22 protein-coding genes are annotated in these 18,365 nt (G+C 53.7%); 3 read left to right on the top strand and 19 right to left on the bottom strand.

Annotated features, from left to right (window positions below; genetic code table 11):
* Window positions 1-155: 155 nt before the first annotated feature.
* The 6 genes from EDM60_RS17395 to EDM60_RS17370 all read right to left on the bottom strand — a co-directional run bounded on the left by EDM60_RS17395 (window position 156) and on the right by EDM60_RS17370 (window position 4,866).
* Window positions 156-1,127: a helix-turn-helix transcriptional regulator gene (locus EDM60_RS17395; protein ID WP_167470323.1), complete on the bottom strand. Its 972-nt coding sequence runs from the start codon at window positions 1,125-1,127 to the stop codon at window positions 156-158.
* Between the two features lie 172 nt (window positions 1,128-1,299).
* Window positions 1,300-1,581 carry a hypothetical protein gene (locus tag EDM60_RS17390; protein ID WP_063229853.1) on the bottom strand — a complete coding sequence of 94 codons (282 nt, stop codon included), beginning with the start codon at window positions 1,579-1,581 and terminating at the stop codon, window positions 1,300-1,302.
* 272 nt (window positions 1,582-1,853) lie between these two features.
* Window positions 1,854-2,204 (bottom strand): YolD-like family protein, encoded by a 351-nt coding sequence (locus tag EDM60_RS17385; protein WP_122965098.1) that lies wholly within the window; start codon window positions 2,202-2,204, stop codon window positions 1,854-1,856.
* On the bottom strand, window positions 2,201-2,587 hold the full coding sequence (locus EDM60_RS17380) for a YhjD family protein (protein ID WP_122965097.1): 387 nt from the start codon (window positions 2,585-2,587) through the stop codon (window positions 2,201-2,203). Before EDM60_RS17380 ends, EDM60_RS17385 begins: the two co-directional genes overlap by 4 nt.
* Window positions 2,584-3,825: a DNA polymerase IV gene (locus EDM60_RS17375; RefSeq protein ID WP_122965096.1), complete on the bottom strand. Its 1,242-nt coding sequence runs from the start codon at window positions 3,823-3,825 to the stop codon at window positions 2,584-2,586. The genes EDM60_RS17380 and EDM60_RS17375 overlap by 4 nt, the downstream gene beginning before the upstream one ends.
* A 162-nt stretch (window positions 3,826-3,987) precedes the next feature.
* Window positions 3,988-4,866, bottom strand: a complete 879-nt coding sequence (locus EDM60_RS17370) for an AraC family transcriptional regulator (protein WP_122965478.1) — start codon at window positions 4,864-4,866, stop codon at window positions 3,988-3,990.
* 135 nt (window positions 4,867-5,001) lie between these two features.
* Here EDM60_RS17370 and EDM60_RS17365 point away from each other — a divergent pair, with 135 nt between their 5' ends.
* Together EDM60_RS17365 and EDM60_RS17360 are read left to right on the top strand one after the other, a co-directional pair.
* On the top strand, window positions 5,002-5,373 hold the full coding sequence (locus EDM60_RS17365; protein ID WP_370641080.1) for a VOC family protein: 372 nt from the start codon (window positions 5,002-5,004) through the stop codon (window positions 5,371-5,373).
* A gap of 21 nt (window positions 5,374-5,394) precedes the next feature.
* Entirely contained in the window at window positions 5,395-5,880 is a 486-nt protein-coding gene (locus EDM60_RS17360) for a GNAT family N-acetyltransferase (RefSeq protein ID WP_122965095.1), read from the top strand.
* A 10-nt stretch (window positions 5,881-5,890) separates the two neighbouring features.
* Here EDM60_RS17360 and EDM60_RS17355 read toward each other — a convergent pair whose 3' ends face one another.
* The 7 genes from EDM60_RS17355 to EDM60_RS17325 all read right to left on the bottom strand — a co-directional run bounded on the left by EDM60_RS17355 (window position 5,891) and on the right by EDM60_RS17325 (window position 14,411).
* On the bottom strand, window positions 5,891-7,450 hold the full coding sequence (locus EDM60_RS17355; protein WP_229049702.1) for a hypothetical protein: 1,560 nt from the start codon (window positions 7,448-7,450) through the stop codon (window positions 5,891-5,893).
* Window positions 7,451-7,608: 158 nt separating this feature from the next.
* Window positions 7,609-9,663, bottom strand: coding sequence for an ATP-dependent DNA helicase RecG (gene recG, locus EDM60_RS17350; protein WP_122965094.1), 2,055 nt, complete (start codon window positions 9,661-9,663; stop codon window positions 7,609-7,611).
* A 1-nt stretch (window position 9,664) separates the two neighbouring features.
* Window positions 9,665-10,549, bottom strand: a complete 885-nt coding sequence (gene sdaAA / locus EDM60_RS17345) for an L-serine ammonia-lyase, iron-sulfur-dependent, subunit alpha (protein ID WP_122965093.1) — start codon at window positions 10,547-10,549, stop codon at window positions 9,665-9,667.
* A gap of 54 nt (window positions 10,550-10,603) precedes the next feature.
* Window positions 10,604-11,266, bottom strand: coding sequence for an L-serine ammonia-lyase, iron-sulfur-dependent subunit beta (sdaAB, locus tag EDM60_RS17340; RefSeq protein WP_122965092.1), 663 nt, complete (start codon window positions 11,264-11,266; stop codon window positions 10,604-10,606).
* A gap of 180 nt (window positions 11,267-11,446) precedes the next feature.
* Entirely contained in the window at window positions 11,447-12,301 is an 855-nt protein-coding gene (locus tag EDM60_RS17335; RefSeq protein WP_122965091.1) for a DegV family protein, read from the bottom strand.
* A gap of 21 nt (window positions 12,302-12,322) precedes the next feature.
* The gene (locus EDM60_RS17330; RefSeq protein WP_122965090.1) at window positions 12,323-14,032 is read right to left on the bottom strand and encodes a DAK2 domain-containing protein; all 1,710 of its coding nucleotides are present in this window, start codon (window positions 14,030-14,032) and stop codon (window positions 12,323-12,325) included.
* A 13-nt stretch (window positions 14,033-14,045) separates the two neighbouring features.
* Entirely contained in the window at window positions 14,046-14,411 is a 366-nt protein-coding gene (locus EDM60_RS17325; protein WP_005831018.1) for an Asp23/Gls24 family envelope stress response protein, read from the bottom strand.
* A gap of 245 nt (window positions 14,412-14,656) precedes the next feature.
* Between EDM60_RS17325 and rpmB the strand changes: the two genes are divergently transcribed.
* Complete coding sequence (gene rpmB / locus EDM60_RS17320) at window positions 14,657-14,845, top strand: 50S ribosomal protein L28 (protein WP_005831020.1); 189 nt, start codon at window positions 14,657-14,659, stop codon at window positions 14,843-14,845.
* A 95-nt stretch (window positions 14,846-14,940) separates the two neighbouring features.
* Here the strand turns inward: rpmB and spoVM are convergent, their stop codons facing one another.
* The 6 genes from spoVM to EDM60_RS17295 form a co-directional block, all read right to left on the bottom strand.
* Complete coding sequence (spoVM, locus tag EDM60_RS17315) at window positions 14,941-15,024, bottom strand: stage V sporulation protein SpoVM (protein WP_005831022.1); 84 nt, start codon at window positions 15,022-15,024, stop codon at window positions 14,941-14,943.
* A gap of 20 nt (window positions 15,025-15,044) precedes the next feature.
* On the bottom strand, window positions 15,045-15,221 hold the full coding sequence (locus EDM60_RS28710) for a hypothetical protein (RefSeq protein WP_167470322.1): 177 nt from the start codon (window positions 15,219-15,221) through the stop codon (window positions 15,045-15,047).
* Between the two features lie 207 nt (window positions 15,222-15,428).
* Entirely contained in the window at window positions 15,429-15,989 is a 561-nt protein-coding gene (gene thiT, locus EDM60_RS17310; protein ID WP_122965089.1) for an energy-coupled thiamine transporter ThiT, read from the bottom strand.
* Between the two features lie 118 nt (window positions 15,990-16,107).
* Window positions 16,108-16,830 (bottom strand): amino acid ABC transporter ATP-binding protein, encoded by a 723-nt coding sequence (locus EDM60_RS17305; protein WP_122965088.1) that lies wholly within the window; start codon window positions 16,828-16,830, stop codon window positions 16,108-16,110.
* Window positions 16,823-17,482, bottom strand: a complete 660-nt coding sequence (locus tag EDM60_RS17300; RefSeq protein ID WP_122965087.1) for an amino acid ABC transporter permease — start codon at window positions 17,480-17,482, stop codon at window positions 16,823-16,825. Before EDM60_RS17300 ends, EDM60_RS17305 begins: the two co-directional genes overlap by 8 nt.
* Window positions 17,483-17,537: 55 nt before the next feature.
* Complete coding sequence (locus EDM60_RS17295; protein ID WP_122965086.1) at window positions 17,538-18,359, bottom strand: transporter substrate-binding domain-containing protein; 822 nt, start codon at window positions 18,357-18,359, stop codon at window positions 17,538-17,540.
* Window positions 18,360-18,365: the final 6 nt, after the last annotated feature.

The following is an 18,365-nucleotide window of genomic DNA, read 5'->3' as shown; positions in this document are numbered from 1 at the left end:
AGAGAGACTGCCCCTAGAGGGAGAAAATGCCCGCAACAAAAAAAGACGCTCGCGATTGAACGTCTTTTTTGCGATGAAAAATGTCTCGCCGTTTTTCATGAAATGGGATGTGGCCGCTTGCGGTCAACAAAACGGTTGTGACTGTTTTGTTGCTTTTACGGTTTTTCCAGCCGCTTGCCGTACAAGCTAGGATTCACCCCGTACGTTTTGCGGAACAGCGAAGCAAAGTGGCTGAAGTTGCTGTAGCCTACGAGCAATGCCGCCTCGCTGACGCTGACCCGCTCTCTCTCCAGCAAAAGCTTGGCTTTTTCCAGCCGCTGCTGCCGCACGAAGCCGAACACTGTCGTTCCGAACACTTCCTTGAACCCGATTTTCAGCTTGTAGTCGTTGATCCCGACTTTTCTCGCCAGATGTATCAGGCTTGGCGGATGATCCAGCGTCTTTAGCAGGATGTTTTTCGCTTCATGGATGCTTTTGACGTCATCTGCCTTCAGCGAAATCCGCTGTTCCTTTTCCAGCTCCGCCTCCTGCAGAAACAGCGCCAACAGCTCCATGGCCTTGCCTTCTATAAACAGCTTCTTGATCGTTCCCCGATACGGATTGCTGATCACCTGCTCGATAATGTGCGTCATCCCAGGGGTGATCGTCGTTTCCAGCCTCGCAAACGACTGCTCGGGGCACGCGTTCATCGCTTCCAGCAGCTGGCTCCACAGCTTGTAGTCAAAGCTCAGCTCCAGATGGGAAATTCGCTCATGTTTCGGCATCTGGGCATGGCACGTCAGATCGTTCATGTAAATCAGCTGAGCGCTTCCTGTCTGTGAGCAAAACTCCTGCTGCCCGCCATTCACGGTCCAGTTCGCTCCGCTCTCGATATTGAAAGCCAGCTCCAGATGAGGGTACTTCATTTTCGTCTCCATCGAAAAAGTTTGGTGCAAATACATGTTGCTGTAATCGAGCCTCAGTCCCTCGCGCACCGCCACATGCCGATGGTACCCTTCCCCATAGTGCGGCGGCAGATCGTGCAACCGCTCCATCCCGTCGATTTCCTCTGAGCGGGCCCATTCCAGCTGGTCCGTGATCACTTGATTGTACTCGGTAAACTCGGAAAACTCCGCTTGAATATGCATGTTCCTCATCCTTTTTGCCCCTCTTCTATGTCAAACGATTGGTACGCATTGCCTGCCACATTTTTCTTCATTATATTGATTTTGATTTTCATTATCAATTGATAATCACACAAAAAAACCTTTTCTGCCTCTTGTTTCCAAGGCTGAAAAGGTTTTGTCCGTTCGATTGCGCTTAGGCAGTGGTTGCTTTTTCTTTTGGTTTCGTCACGATGTGGTGACCGAGCGGCAGACCGCGTTGCTCCAGCTCTTCTGCTGTCACAATGTGGAGCGTCTCGCTCTTGCAGGGCATGGGCATCAATCCGCCCAAAGGGCTCATTACTCGTCCGATCGTGTCCGTCTCGATGAGCACGTACAAGCCTTTTTCCTCCAATTGCTGAATAAATTCCCCCCAACGCTTGGAAGTAATTTGATCGGCGTGCTTGGTGAACATGACACCCATTTCTTGTGCTAGCATGTAAAATCTCCTTTGTTCTATCCAGCAGTTATCTGCTTCAAATGATATCCTAACAATACAGGGAAACATCCTGTTCTGGCAAAAAGCGTTTAAGCCAAAAAAAGACGAAAAACGGTTGTTTTTGACCGCTTTTCGTTTCAGGAATCTCACTGCTTCTTTACACACATCGTTTCAGCGCGGCACGCTGTTTTTTGCCACTTGCTTTGCAAAAAGGGGCCTATTTTTGTCCATTTTCTGAATCCTCGTGCCCCTGTTCTTCCTGCATTTCCCGCTCAAAAACCCGAAGCCAGCTCTACTTGCAGCAAACACGCAAAAGAAAGCCAGTGAAACCCGTCGCCTGTCTTGAGCTTCAATCGCCGGGCCGCCTGATCGATATGTATGACGTGGGCAGACAAGTGCCGCGGCTCGCGTCCGTCAAAGTATGTCAGCTTCAAGAGGTTGTTCGCCTGAAATCCTTGCCAGATCAGCTCGCTCATCGCTCCCAACTGCTCCTGGTCAAGCTCGGGCGGCACGTACTTCTGCTCCTCTTCCTTGGCGCGCAAATACATTTCCCGATGTTCCGGGAGGACAAATCGGCTGGCTACAAACACATTCTCTTTTTTGGATACGCGCTTTTCTCTCATGCTCTCTTCTCTCCTCGCTGCTGATTTCGCATCCACCAATCGATCAGCTCCTGACACTCTGCCTGCAACATTTCAATGGTGTACCGGGCTTCCCGTACATATCCGCGCTGCTGGTAATGCACCATGTACACGTGCCCCTCGCGCCTGGCGCGGACTACTGTGCAGTCGCGCTGCTGCAAAAGGCGGCGCATTTGCTGCTGCTGCCGCTCAGCCCAGCGCGACAGCTCCTGAAAAGCCCCATCGATCATGGCCTGGTAAGAGAGCTTTAACGGCACAAGCTGAAGTCGGCTCCAATCGACCATGACAGCCTGAAACAAAATGCCGAACAAAATGTACTGCCGGACAAGCTCGTACTCTTCTTCTGTTGCCAGCGGAGTCGTCACTTGTAGTGCCCCCCGATCTTGCGCGCGCGTTCTTTCGCCTGACCAGCCTCCGTGACAGAGGCTGCCCGCAAAATCGCATCCGGGCCAAACCGCGTCCGAATCTCGTCGATCGTCCGGGCGAGCGAACGGCGTTTGTGGTTGTCTGTGAACAAATTCAGCTGCACGGCATGATCGGAAATCAGCTGCTCCAGGTTGACCCCGATACTGCGCACAGGCGTCTGCTGCCAGTGGCGATCAAACAACCGGCAGGCTGCCTCGTACAGCTCCATGGCATCATTCGTCGCTTCTGCCAGCTTCATCTGTCGGCCAAAGCCTTCTCCTGCCGACAAGTTCGCCCCGCGGCAGCCAACCGACACGACGGAACCCATCAGCTCCTTTTTGCGGGCTCGCCTGCATACTTCTTCGCACAACTCCAGCAGCACGACCTTGATGTCTTTGGCCGTATGATAATCGCGCGGCAGCGTCATATGATGGCCGATCCCTTTTTGCGTGCCGTACACATCGAGGGAGACAGGCGAATCGTCGAGGCCATGCGCCGTACGCCACAGCACTTCGCCGTTCACTCCCCAGTGGCGGGTAAGCACATCTGGCGAGAGCTTCGCGAGCTGACCGATCTGGTAAATGCCCATCCGGTGAAAATGCCGCTTCATCCGCGAGCCTACGCCGAACATTTTCTCTACCGGAAGCTTCCAGAGCGTTTCTTCCAGCTCCTCGCGTTTCAGCCAAAAAATGCCGTCCTTCCGCTTTTTGGCGAAGTTGTCACAGGCCATTTTCGCGAGTACCTTGTTCTCCCCGATTCCTACCCGGCAGCGGATGCCCGTATCCGCCCAGACCCGTTTTTGAATCTGCGCTGCCAGCTGCAACGGGTCGCCGAACAAGTGAAGGCTCCCGGTCACATCGAGAAACTGCTCATCAACCGAATACGGCTCCACCTTGTCGGTAAACGATTCGAATATCGCGGTAATGTGCATGGAAATCTGGAGGTACATCTCCATGCGCGGACGCACGACTACGAGCTTGCGGCATTTTTGCTGCGCCTGCCACAGTGCTTCTGCCGTAATCACGCCGTACGACTTCGCAATCGGACAGGCTGCCAGCACTACTCCGCTTCGCCGCTGCGGATCTCCTGCGACCACAATCGGCTGATTGCGCAAGGCCGGATTGGCCCCTTTTTCAATACTGGCGTAAAAGCTCTCCATGTCGATCAAGAAGACGCACCGTTTGTTCGCATTGGGCATCACCATCATCCCCTAAACAAGAACTTATGTTCTTATTATAGCAAACGTATGTTCGTTTTTATACCTGACCCGCCGAAAAAAACATTGGTAATTATTTCTGCAAAAGAAACGCACACGCCAGCAGGTGTTTCGGCAAGCGTGTGCGAATCTGATACGAGGATGTTATTTTTTGACAACAGGAATCCAAATCTCGCTGCGAAATGTCGGCGAAGTCGTATCCTTGTCGGCATTCCACAGCAGTTCGGGACCTTCCGCCAGCTCGTAGCCGGAAGAGAGAAACCACTCGGCATAAATGCGGCCCCAGACGTCTTGCAGCGTATCGGGAAAAGGTCCTACGGCTTCAAATACCGCCCAGGTAGAGGCCGCCACTTCGAGCTTCGCGAAGTGCTCTGGACATTCCTTTGTCGTGGCCACGCCGATGTAATGGTCCAGCTCTCCGTGCTCGCCCTGATTCAACCGCTTTTCGGAAAAATTCGTGGATGCGCTCAACAATCCTACAGGCTCGGCATTGGACAAAGATTTGAGCAGCTCGATTTTTTCAGCATCCAGCGAGGCCCACATCGCAGCCATCTCGGGATTCACCCCGTTGTACATCAACGGAACCCGTTTCTGCAAGCCGACGATGCGAAATCCCGCTTTCTCTTCTATACGATAGTTCATGACACTGCCTCCTTTGATAGACAGATGGAAGGTCATGCGCGGATAAGCTTTCAGCGACTGGCCGCTGGCTCTCGCTTCGGTGGGCGTTACCCCGTGCATGTGCACGAAGGCGCGGGCAAACGAATCTGGCGAGCTGTACCCGTACTTGATGGCGACATCAATGACTCTCACCCGCTCGTCTTTCAGCTCGAAAGCAGCCAGTGTGATGCGCCTGCGCCGGATGTACTCGGAAAGCGGAATGCCAGCCAGAGAGGAGAACATCCTTTTGAAGTGGTATTCCGAGCAGCAAGCCACGCGTGCGGCCTGCTTGACATCAATCTCGCCAGCCAGATTTTCCTCGATGTAGTCCAGAGCTTCGTTCCATTTTTGCAGCATATCCATCAACATGACCTCCCTCTCCACCAAAGAGTAACAGACATACCGCGAAGCGATCCGACATTTCGTGCCCGATGATGCAGGGTGGCTTCGCTACATGTAGCATCCCGATTCCCATACCGTACCGAAAGGAAGCGAATCATGCCCATGACCACTTCTCCTTCTCCGTTGCACTCCGAGATCGGAGCCATTTTCATCGCCGTCAGCGATATTGAGCGTGCGCGCGACTGGTACTGCCAGCTGTTGGGACTGCCGAAAGACGGCGAGATTTCGTTTGGACACCTTTATTGCATCCCGATGAACAACGGCTCCAACCTGGTGCTGGACAGCAAAATTTTTCCCAAACGCACCCCTGATGATGCTCCGCTCTTTCACTTCAACACGACGGACATCGAAGCCTCCTATCGTTACCTGGAAGAGTTGGGGGTGGAACTGGTCGGTCCGATCCAGCACGGACACTGGTTCACGTTCAAAGACCCGGATGGCAATCTGCTGATGGCAGCCAAATGCTGACAAAGAAAGGGGAAACCGACTGTGACGATCCGCCTGCGCCTTACCGTGCCAACAGACCTCCCGTTCGTTTGCGATGTGGAGCAAGCACCCGAAAACGCCCCTTTTCTCGTCGTCTGGAGCGAAGAACGGCATCGGGAAGCTCTTGACGATCCCGATGTTTTGCACATGATCGCTGAAAAAGCAGAAACAGGCCACCCCGTAGGCTACGTCATCATCGCCGGGCTGGCCAATCCGCATGATTCAATTGAGCTGAAACGCATTACGATTGCAGTCAAAGGTCAAGGCTACGGCCGCAGCATCTTGCGCCAAATCAAGCAATGGGCTTTTCAGGAACGAAAAGCCCACCGCCTTTGGCTGGACGTCAAGGAAACAAACGACGTCGCCCGCACGCTCTACCTTTCCGAAGGCTTTCGCGTGGAAGGAACGTTGCGCGACTGCCTGAAGACCGGAGATACGTACGAATCTTTGCTTATCCTGTCCATGCTTGCCGACGAATACGAATCGTGATGATCGCGATTTAAGGAGCAAGCGTTCGGTCCGTCATCACGTACAACCATTTGCCATCCGCGCTTGCTCCCAGGATGGAAAGACCCGCAGGAAGGCCCGACACGAGCACGGACTGTGCTTTTGTATCGGCGTCAAACAAGTACAGCGATTGCTTCAAGTCGGTTTCCTGCGCGGCTTTTTCCCATTCCGTAAACAAAAAACGGTGCGTGCCCGGCAGCCAGAGACCATCGCCGCGCATGTCCATCAGCGGCACGTTGCCTTTGAACAGACCTGCGTTCCAGTACATTTGATACGCGCCATCCGTCGACTGCACATACCCGGACCAGGAATCGGCCGGAACAGGCGGTGTCCATGCGATGACCTTGCCGCTCTTCCACTCATAGCGCAGACGTATTTCCTCAAAGCCTGATTCTTCGCTTCTCATCGCGAACGTGGCGTAGCGGCCATCGTCCTGGAAGGCGACAGGCAAAATCTCCCCGTTGGACTCGCTCGTAGGCACCCATCCCTTGATCGCTCCAGGAATGCGCTTTTCCGTTCCCTTTTCCAGATCAAACACAACGAGATCGAGGTCTTTTTTCTGCTCGGCTTTCCCCACTGCCATCAGCAATTGTTTCTGATCGTAGCTGAAGCTCGCACCATGCACGTACCCTTGTACCTGAACGCGAACGGCGCTGTCGCTTGGCGGAACAGTGATTCCTTTATCCGGCTGTGCATAGAAGAAGCCCCGGCGATCGGCGATGAAATCGCCCGCTCCACGATAGTTGTCCGCAAGCTCCACTGGGTAAAGGGTCCGTTCCTTTGTTTTTGTATCATAAATCGAATAGAGCATCGGATACCGGGCGTCGCACTCGCAATATTTCGTGAAACGGCTCTGCAGCACGTACCGTTGCTCGCGGTCCAAAAACTTCATATTGGTCATGACGGAAAAGTCAGTCAGCTTCTCGCGCACTTTGCCATCGACAGAGATTCGCCAAATTTGCGAAGGCGCAAGCACAACAGCGTGAAAGGCATTCGCTGCACCAATCACCGTGCCTTTTGTCGATTTGGCTCCCCCGGCACTCAGAACGTATTCCGTCCAATCCCGCTCTTTTCCGGCGGTAGCAGGAAGAGTTACCAGCACTTGCAACTGACGGTTGTTCAACCATTGAAAAGCAAACGTCGGTTCAATGAACCCCAAACCTTCTCTCGCCGCCTCTTCTTTCGCGTGCTTGCGAATCGTCGTCTCCACGCTTCCCCGGTCCATCTCCTCCCGGAAAAAGAGCGTGTACGACTGCGGAGTCGGTCCGACTACCGTGCGCAGCGGCGACTGCAACCGCGTGTCCTCATCTAATTGAATAACCACATCTGCTTTCATGCTTGCATAATCGTAAGGGCGCTCCTTTTGCTTCCAGTCATCCGCTGCCTTCGGTGTCGTGCCCGATGGTGCGGCTTTGCCGGACGAAGCGCCTGTTGCTGGATTTGTGCCCGTTTGTTTTTGTGCCGAAGAGGCTGCGGCCATGCTGCAACCCGTCATGATGATCAAAGAGAAGCCCAACGCGATGCTCATTCCCCGAAGATTTCGCAAAAACACAAAATTCGCCTCTCTCCCCAGTAAATTTTTATCCGTGAAGATAAGACGTTTATCCTTGCCATTTCGTCACATTTTTTTCCTGAAAAAAATCGTTTTATCACTAAAAAAGAGCCTCCCCCGCACACAAACGTGCAAAAGAAGACTCTTGCTTTCCATTTTTAATCAAAGACGATGCCATCCAGCACGCCTTCACGCTGCAAGTAATCGCGCAGCCACTGATGAGCTGGCTCCCGCCAAAAAGCGTCCTCGGCCACGAGTCTCGCGGTTTCCTGTCTGGCGACTTCCAACGCTTTGTAGTCGGCAAGCAAATCCGCGACTTTAAATTCCGGCAATCCGCTCTGCTTCGTGCCGAAAAAGTCACCCGGTCCGCGCAATTCCAAATCGCGCTGCGACAGCTCAAAGCCGTCCGTCGTCTCGCACATGACGCGCATCCGCTCTTTGCCGATCTCGGATTTCGGATCGGCGATCAAGACGCAGTACGATTGCTCCGAACCGCGACCGACCCGACCGCGCAGCTGGTGCAGCTGGGCAAGCCCGAAGCGCTCGGCATCGTAAATGACCATGTACGTCGCATTCGGCACGTTGACTCCGACCTCGACGACCGTAGTCGAAACGAGAACGGCGTGCTCCGCTGCGAGAAAAGCTTGCATCACCGCGTCCTTTTCCTTGGCAGGCAAGCGACCGTGCATCAGCCCGACGCCAAATTCTGGGAAAACATGGGTGAGCTGGGCGTGGACGTCGATTGCATTTTGCACATCGAGCTTTTCCGACTCTTCAATGAGCGGACAAATGACGTACGCCTGGCGTCCTTTTCGCAACTCATCGCGCATCTGCTCCAGGACGGCCGGAAACTGGTCGTGCTTTTTCCACGTTGTCTCAATCGGCTTGCGGCCTGCCGGCATCTGGTCGATCGTCGAAACGTCCATATCGCCAAACGCCGTAATCGCCAACGTCCGGGGAATCGGCGTAGCCGTCATGAACAAGACGTCGGGAGTCAGTCCTTTGTTGCGCAAAATGCGCCGCTGCTCTACGCCGAAGCGGTGCTGCTCGTCCGTAATGACCAGGCCGAGGCGCGAGAAGAACACGTCCTCCTGGATGAGCGCATGCGTCCCGACGACGACATCGATCAGCCCCATTTGCAGCGAGCCGATGACTTCGCGTCTGCGCTTGGCTGTCAACGATCCCGACAGCAGTGCCACCTCGATGCCGAAGTCTGACAACAGCTTCGTCAGCGACTGCACATGCTGCTCGGCAAGAATCTCGGTCGGCACCATCAAGGCGCCCTGATAGCCAGCTTTCACGGCAGCGAACAGCGCGATGGCCGCCACTACCGTTTTCCCCGAGCCTACGTCACCTTGCAACAGTCGGTTCATCGCGTGAGGCGCGAGCATGTCGTCCAATATTTCTTTGACAACCCGCTTTTGCGCGTCTGTCAGCGGAAAAGGCAGCCCTTTGACAAACTGCCGCACTTCGTCCATCGGAATGGAAAGAGCCACACCTTCCGACTGCTGCCGATTGATGCGGCGAAGCGTCTGTATTTTCAACTGGAACAAAAACAGCTCTTCAAACATGATCCGGCGGCGCGCCTGACGTCCTACTTCCGCATTTTCCGGAAAGTGGATCGAGTGAAACGCTTCGACGCGCGGCATCAGCCGATAGCGCTCCACGATGTCTGGCGGCAAAAATTCCGGGATTTCCTTGCCGTATTGCCGCAGCGCCTGCTGAATCGATTTACGCAGCAGCGTCGTAGTCATATCTCCGCCGAGCGGATAGACCGGAGACAGCTCGCCTCGTTTCGCCGCTCGCTCCGAGTCTACCTCTGTCATCTCGCTGACCGTAATCTGGAGCTTGTGCTTGTCCCATTTGCCCGTCACGAGAATTTCCTTCCCGGGCGACAGTCTCGTTTTGACAAACGTCTGGTTGAACCAGACAGCCGTCACGACCACCCGATCCATCACCAGCTTGACAGAGAGGCGCGATTTTCTTTTTCCATAAAAACGAACAGAGGGTTCGCCGTACACCGTACCTGCCAGCGTGACCCTCTCTCCATCTTTTACTTCTGTCAAATCGCGCACGCGGTAATCTTCGTAGCGGGAAGGGAAATACTCCAGCAAATCGCCGATGCTGTGAATCCCGAGTCCCGCAAATGCCTTCGCCCGTTCCTCCCCTACCCCGTGCAAAAGGGAGACGGGTGACTGATAAGCCCCAGCCATTTTACTTCTCCATCCGTACGCCGAACACTTTCGCTTCGATCATACGGCCTGTCTGGGTTGCTGCCAATCCGCCCTGCGCGGTTTCCTTCAAGGCAGTCGGCATGGAGCAGCCGATCCGGTACATCGCATCAATGACTTCATCTGTCGGAATCACGCTCTTGATTCCCGCCATCGCCATGTCCGCTGCGACTGTCGCAATCGCCGCTCCCATCGCATTTCGTTTGACACACGGCACTTCTACCAGTCCGGCTACGGGGTCACAAACCAGACCGAGCATATTTTTCAAGGCAATCGCCACTGCCTGCGCCGATTCTTCCGGGGTGCCGCCTGCCATCTCCACAATCGCAGCCGCTGCCATCGCGGTCGCCGAGCCTACTTCTGCCTGACAGCCGCCAGCCGCACCGGAAATAAACGCATTGTTGGCGATGCAATAGCCGATCGCTCCAGCCGTGAACAAGTAGTTGACCATCTGCTCGCGGGTTGGTTGCAGCTTGTCTGAGACGGCAAACAGTGTTCCCGGCACAATCCCACAGGCACCCGCTGTCGGTGTCGCTACGATCGTTCCCATCGCTGCGTTCACCTCGTTGACCGCTACCGACATCGACACGGCGTTGAGCAGAGTCGGGCCGGACAAGAAAGGCTTGTTCTTCATATATTCTTGCAGTTTTTTCGCATCGCCGCCCGTGAGTCCGCTATGGGAGCGGATATCTTCCGTAAGGCCGCGGCGCACTGCTTTTTCCATCACATCGAGATTGGCGTACATGTCTTGCATGATCGCCTCTTTTGTACGCTGGGAAACTTCCATTTCCGCTTCGATCATCACCTGGGAGATCGGTTTCCCTTGCGATTCGGCCAATTCTACCAGTTCAGCTACATTACGAAACATCTGGTTGATTTCACTCCTCTGATCCTGCTATTCGTGCTTTGGCTCGGATGTTGGCTAGAGCGAGAGCAGGGAAACATCAAAAATATGGGGAATCTGACGAATTTCCTCCAGCACTTCTGCGGAAACCGTCGAGTCTGTCTCAATCGCCATCAAGGCGCGGGAGCCGCGTTCGTGTCGGGACACTTCCATGAATCCGACATTGATCCGGTGCTGCGTGAGCACTTTCGCTACAGCGGCAATCATGCCGAAGCGGTCTTCGTGCAAAACGAGCAACGTCGGCGTGTCGAAACCGAGCTGAAACGAAAAGCCGTTCAGTTCCAGCACCTCGATTTTTCCGCCGCCAATCGATACGCCTACCAGTTCAACCTGGTGCTGATCGTCAGACAGCTTGATCCGCGCCGTGTTCGGGTGCTCCGTCAAAACGTCGGAGGTAGTCAGCGCGACTTCCATCCCGGCTTTTTCTGCAAGCAGGAGCGAATTTTTCAAGCGCAGATCGGATGTATCGAAGTCGAGAATCCCTGCAACGGTCGCCACATCGGAGCCGTGTCCCTGATAGGTTTTCGCGAATGAGCCGTAAAAAGTAATGTCTGCCCGCTGTGGCTGACGTCCGAACAGCTTGCGTGCCACCCGGCCAATCCGGGCTGCGCCAGCTGTATGGGAACTCGATGGTCCAACCATGATGGGGCCGATGATATCAAATACGCTTTTATACTTCAACCGGTTCTCCTCCTGAATGACAAGGGGTTCAACAAGATTCACTCTCATTGTATCCTACAGGCTGTCAAAGCGCCACATGGGAAAGTGTAGCGTGTGCTGTCATCGCCCTCGCCGCTTCACTCGCGTAAAAAGCCTCCCATCCACCGGGAGGCTTTCTCTCATCTGATTCACTTTGACTTTTTATTGCTTGACCATCACGACGCCCAGAAGCCCTGGGCCTGTATGTGTGCCGATTACCGGGCCGATTTGCTCCAGGTGTGACTCGCTTACCTGGAACTCGTTTTTCACCCGCTCCAACAGCTCGCTTGCTTGCTCGTGGGCACTGCTGTGGAGAATCGCGACTCTTACAGGCTGGCCCTGCGCATACTCTTGCAAGGCTTCCAGCACGCGGTTGAGCGCTTTTTTCGTGCCGCGCACTTTGTCAAAAGCAGCCACGTAGCCTGCCGGGTCGAGCGTCAAAATCGGTTTGATATTGAGCAAAGAGCCGATGACAGCCGAAGCTCGGCCAATCCGGCCGCCTTTTTGCAAAAACTCCAGCGTATCTACGATAAAGTACACTTGCACGGAATCGAGATAGCGGTCGATCGCATCGAGGATTTGTTCCTTGCCTTTTCCCGCTTTCGCATCCTTGGCCGCTTCCACGCAAATCATTCCGTGCACGAACGACGCTTTGCGCGAATCGATTACGGTAATATCGATGTTTTCGTCGAGCATGGACTTCGCGATCATCGCGGACTGATACGTGCCGGACAAGGAACCGGACAGAAGAATGGCAATGATTTGTACATCGCTTCCGTACTCTTCCCGGATGGCTTTGTACGCCTCGGCAAACTCAAGCGGCGATGGCTGCGAAGTAGTCGGCAAAGCATGAGACTGCTTCAGCTTTTCAAAAAACTCGGATGAAGAGATCGTCACTCCGTCCAAATACGTCTCCGAGCCAAACATGACCTTCAACGGAACGGTCACGATACCGAGCGACTGCCTTACAGACGCGTCGATGTCGGACGCGCTGTCAGTAAGAATCACAACTGGCATTCTGGCGTGCTCCTCTCCTCGTTACTCCACGGAAAAAATGAAGGGATACAGCGGCTGTCCGCCAGGCTGAATCTCCACTTCCGCATCCGGGTATGCGTCTGCCACAGCTTCCTGCAACGCTTCGGCATGCTCTTCTGTCGCTCCTTCTCCCAGGAACACGGTGACGATTTCCGTCTCTTCGTCCACCATCCCCAGAAGCAGCGTCTTGGCGCACTCCAAAAGCTCTGGCCCAGCCGTGACGATTTCTTTTTCTTCCAAGCCGATGAAGTCGCCTTCCTTGATCGTGACTTCACCCATTTGCGTATCGCGAACCGCATGTGTCACCATTCCCGTCTTTACCTGGGAGATGGCTTTTTCCATCGCGGATGCGTTCACAGACGGCTCGGCGTCTGCGTGGAAAGCGAGCGCCGCCGCCAAACCTTGCGGAACGCTCTTCGTCGGCACGACAGTAACCGGAACCTCTGCGAGTGCAGCAGCCTGTTGTGCCGCCATAATAATGTTGCTGTTGTTTGGCAATATGATGATGTGCTGGGCAGACAGTCCTGCGACAGCTTTCATGAAATCTTCTGTGCTCGGGTTCATCGTCTGGCCGCCCTCGACCACGACATGCACACCCATGCTGCGCAAAATTTTGGCGATGCCTTCGCCCGCAGCGACTGCAATCAATCCGTAAGGGAGCTGTTCACTCGCAGGCTGGACAGTTGGCTCTGCCGCCTTCGCCTCGCTTTTGCCCTCTTCCGCTTTGAGTATGTTCGCATGCTGCTCGCGCATGTTTTCGATTTTGATCCGGTGCAGGCTTCCGAACTGTTGCGCGTATTGCAACACTTGGCCCGGATGCTCTGCATGAATATGTACTTTGACGATTTCGTCGTCGGAAACTACCAGGAGCGAGTCGCCCATCGTATCCAGATGACCGCGGAACAACAGCTCGGAAAACGGCTTTTTGTTCGGCTCTGTGCTATGTGTGACATGAACCATAAATTCCGTGCAGTAACCGTGCTTGATGTCCTCCGTTTTCAGATGGACTTGTGCATTGTGCTGTTCGGAAATCAGCTTGTCCAGCTCTTCCGGGCGCACGGACGGCTTGGCTTGTTCTCCGCGCTCGGCAAATTCCTCGCCGCGCAAGGCGCGCAAGAACCCTTCATAAATAAACAGAAGGCCCTGTCCGCCTGAATCGACGACGCCCACTTCTTTGAGTACAGGCAGCATTTCTGGCGTGCGCAAGAGCGTAGCTTGCGCCTGCTCGTACGTTTTTTCCATTACAGAGACAATATCATCTGACGTGCGCGCTGCACGCACAGCCATCTCCGCCGCTTCGCGGGCAACAGTCAAAATCGTGCCTTCCACAGGCTTCATCACTGCTTGGTACGCAGCGTCCACACCTGCTTTCAAGGCATCGGCAAATTGACGGGCGTTCACCTCGTCTTTTCCATTGACTGATTTGCTCAGGCCACGGAAAAGCTGCGATAAAATGACACCGGAGTTCCCCCGCGCTCCCATCAAAAGACCTTTTGCCAGAGCAGCAGCACTGTCCGAGATGCGGGGAGATTCCTTGCGTCTCAGCTCATCCACACCGGATGTGAAAGTCAAATTCATGTTTGTCCCCGTATCGCCATCCGGCACCGGAAAAACGTTCAAGCCATCTACTACTCTGACGTTGTCGGATAATAGGTTCGCCCCCAGGTAAACCATCCGGCTAAACAGCACGCCATCTAGATGCGTATGTACCAACTGATGTTCCTCCTTACGAATCTCTGTCTGTACGAACTCCCTGCACAAAGATGTTTACGGCAGTGACGTCGATGCCTACCGTTTGCTCCAAGGTATATCTCACTCGGCGTTGCACGTTGCCTGCCACCTCGGAAATTTTCACGCCATAGCTGACGATAATATGCATGTCCAAAACCACTTCGCCGTTCGTATTGTGCACGACGACACCTTTGCTCAAGTTGTCGCGGCCAAGAAGCTCGGCAATTCCATCTTTCAACGCCTTGCGGGAAGCCATGCCCACCAGCCCGAAAACTTCCATGGCTGCGCCTCCGGCAATTCGTGCAATTACGTCCTCTGTAACATCAATTTTTCCTAATGATGTGCTCATTTCCACTGTCATTGAAGGACTCCTCCTCTGTTAAACAGCTTGCCTCATAGGTAAGCGTACCCATGCTTCCCTCAATTCTACACTAACGGATGTGAGAAATGAAGCGTTTTGTCGATCCTACCAACCCTATGAGAAAGAGCTGGCAAATCATCTTGTCAAGTATTGCAATTGACAGCAATCATGTGCTAATATAATCGAGTATTTGTATTTCCCATCAAGGAAATCCCGTTTAGATGCAACAAGGGAGGTGGATTGTAATGGCACGTCGTTGTTTTGTAACAGGTAAATCTGCAAAAGCTGGAAACGCTCGCTCCCACTCCATGCGCGCAACTCGCCGCACTTGGGGTGTCAACGTACAAAAAGTGCGCATTCTCGTTAACGGTAAACCGAAGCGCGTTTATGTAAGCACTCGAGCACTGAAATCCGGTCTCGTAACTCGCGTATAGTTTTTCTAAACGACGCGAAAAAAAGCACCCTCGAGGTGCTTTTTTGCATTTCTCCGACGTTCCTTTTCCATCTTTTCATGAAGGAGGCCGCGTCTTCATTTTTTCTTGTTGAATGCCTCGATGATGCCGCGAATCATGCCACCCAGGAACTTCGGCAACTTGATGGTGTAAAACCGCATGCTACCCCTCCTCACCGAAATTACTTCCCACGATACAAAAACCAGCCTGCCCCCATGAGTGCCGCCGCCAACAGGCTATACCAAACCCACGGAGGTGCCATGTACAGGAAAATGGTGATTCCCCCGACAGCCAACGCAACCCCGAGAACACGTCGCAAGGCGCCCCCCTGTCGCAGGCGATAGGAGCGCAATCCCATTTCATTGTGCACCTCCTTTAGGTGTTCTCCCAAACGTGCATATTACATCATATTCTGCTGTCGGATAAACATGTATCCTGCCACGCGAAAATGTCGATGTCCACCAAAAACTCCCGTGGAATCGCGCCACGACAAAACAAAAAATCAGGCAACATGATTGCTGCCTGATTACATTATGAATCCGCTGTGCCATTTATGCAGGTCCAACTAAGCTACTCTGTCTCGCGCAGGGAACAACAGTTGGGAAGCGCTGCCCAGCACGACTGACAAGACCACTCCCGCGATGATCATTTCGGGAATGAGGTAAGTGATGTTGTAAACAAACGAGTACAGCGCCACATTCATGCCTTCAGGCGCATACTGCCCAAACCAGATGACGCCGGAAGTAAAATGGCAAGCCAGACGGCCGAGCACGCCGATGAGCAAGCCGCCCCAGAGCACGGCAACCCGTTGCTGTTTCTTTTCATAGCGGGACAAGCGAACCAGTCCCGTCAACCCCAGGAAGGCGAATGCCAGCGGATAATCCAGCAGCACCTGCACAGGGTTTACCAGCGTGCTTCCCAGCATGAGCTGCAGCAACCCGACGAGCGTGCCCGTCACGACGCCTGCGGTCAAACCGCGGCGGACAGCGATCAGCGCAATCGGCACCATGACCAGCGAGACAGAACCGCCCTGTGGCATTTCAAAAACTTTAATCTGGCTAAACACGAAAGCGAGCGCAGCCATCATCGCCATTTCCAGCAAGATGATCAAGCGTTGTCGATCCAACTATCTTCACTCCTTATAACCTAATGAACATTCCAAATCAACCTGATTCTAGCCCAAGTGCATGCCCCTGTCAAAGAGAAAAGCCGCAGCCCCAAAGCGGCACCGCGACTTTTTTCCACTAGCGAACTTTCTCCAGAAACTGCTTGGCCCGTTCGCTTTTCGGATTTTGAAAAAACTCTTTCGGAGGCGTCTCTTCCAAGAGTCGGCCATCATCGATGAACAGAATGCGATCAGAAACTTCTTCGGCAAAACGCATCTCGTGCGTCACAATCGCCATCGTCATCCCGGTATGAGCCAGCCCTTTCATGACTTCCAGCACCTCTTTGACCATTTCCGGGTCGAGCGCGGAAGTCGGCTCGTCAAACAGCATGATTTGCGGCTCCATAACGAGCGAGCGGGCAATCGCCACCCGCTGCTTTTGTCCACCGGACAAGCGGGACGGGAACACGTCGGCTTTGTCAGCCAGACCGACACGCGCCAAAAGCTCTCTTGCCTTCTTCTCTGCTTCGCTTTTTGCCATGCCCTTCACCTTCATCGGCGCATACGTCAGGTTGCTGAGCACCGTCATGTGCGGGAACAGGTGAAAATGCTGGAACACCATCCCGATCTGCTGGCGAATCGCCATCACATTCGCGTTTGGATCGGTAATGTCTTGACCGTTGATCGCGATTTTGCCGCTGGTTGGCACCTCCAGCAAATTCATGCAGCGCAAAAGCGTGGATTTTCCCGAGCCGGACGGCCCGATGATCGCCACGACTTCCCCTTTGCCGATCTCGGTGGAGATGCCCTTGAGTACGTTTAGTTGCCCGAAAGACTTGGTAATGTTCTCGATCTTAATCACTGCGTCTCATCCTCCGTTCCACAACGCGCGCCACCCATGTCAACATCATGACCATGACATAGTACAAGGTGCCGGCGATAATGTATGGCTCAAAGTAGCGGAAGATGGCCCCTTTTACCACGTTTGCATTTTGCATGATGTCGGACAAGCCAATCGTGGAGACCAGCGCCGATTCCTTCAGCAGCGCAATCGTCTCATTCACCAGCGCAGGCAGGATGTTCTTGATGCCCTGTGGCAAAATGATGTCGAGCATCATCCGGCGGTACGGAATGCCGAGCGCTTTGGCCGCTTCCCACTGGCCTTTGTCGACCGCCATGATTCCGCCGCGAATCGTCTCTGATATGTACGCGCCCGAGTTCAGCGTAAACGTCAGGACAGCCGCTTCCAGCTGCGAAATATTGTAGCCGGTAAGCTGCGGGGTCGCAAAGTAAACAAAGGTCAGCTGCAAAATCAGCGGCGTGCCGCGAAAAACGGACGTATACGCGATAGCGAGCCAGTTCAGCGGTCCGAATTTAGAAATTTTGATGAGTGCGAGGATCGAACCCCAGACGAAACCCAGTACGACGGAAATCAATGTAACAAGCAGCGTGCCCTTTATCCCCTGCAAAATGAAAGGGATATAGGGCACGATTTGCGCAAAATCCAAATTCATGCCCGTTCTCACCTCTTGCTACGTTGCGTAGTAGTTACTTCGTTGTGACCAGAGATTATTGAGCGAACCATTTTTGGATCAGCTTGTCCATTTCTCCGTTTTCCTTCATTTTCTTGATGACTTCGTTAAACTTCGCTACGTGCGGAGAGCCTTTTGGAAAAGCGATGGCGGAGCCGTTTGTTTCGTCTGTTTCGAGCGTCGTGAATTGCAGGCCAGGATTGCTCTCGACGAAGCTTTTTGCCACATGGTCCTCGATGATTGCCGCATCGACACGACCTGTTTTCACTTCTTCCACGATCTCACCCAGCTTGTTGAGGGAAGTGACTTGCAAGCCTTGTACCGTTTTGCTCATCTCTTTGGCTGCTTCTTCCTGGATGGAACCGAGCTGAACCGCGATTTTTTTGCCAGCCAATTGCTCCGGCTTTGTAATGTTGCTTTCTTTTTTGGAGACAAGCGTGTTTTTCGCATCGTAGTAAATATCGGAGAACTCCGCGTTTTTCTGGCGCTCCGGTGTCGGCGTCATGCCTGCCATAACGAAGTCTGCGCGATTGGTTTGCAGCGCCGGAACCAGTCCGTCGAAGTTCATGTCTGTCACTTGCACTTCGTAGCCAAGCTCATTTGCGATGTATTTGGCAATGTCGATGTCGAAGCCGACAATTTCGTCTTTTCCGCTTGTCAGGTCGTGGTATTCATACGGTTTGTAGTCAGCAGACGTCGCCATGATCAGCGTCTTTTTCTCTCCTGCTTGTCCTTGGCCAGCCGGTTGCCCCTGTCCTGCGCCCGTCTGAGGCTGATTTCCCGTACCGCATCCTGCGATCATAGCCGCTGCCAAAAGAGAAGTTACTGCAAGAGAAAGAATCGAAGTCCGTTTTTTCATTGTGTA

This window comes from Brevibacillus parabrevis, from assembly GCF_003710905.1.
In the GTDB taxonomy this organism is placed as follows: Bacteria; Bacillota; Bacilli; order Brevibacillales; family Brevibacillaceae; genus Brevibacillus; species Brevibacillus parabrevis.
Note: the sequence above shows the minus strand (reverse complement) of the source record. Positions and strands in the feature narration are given on the sequence as shown.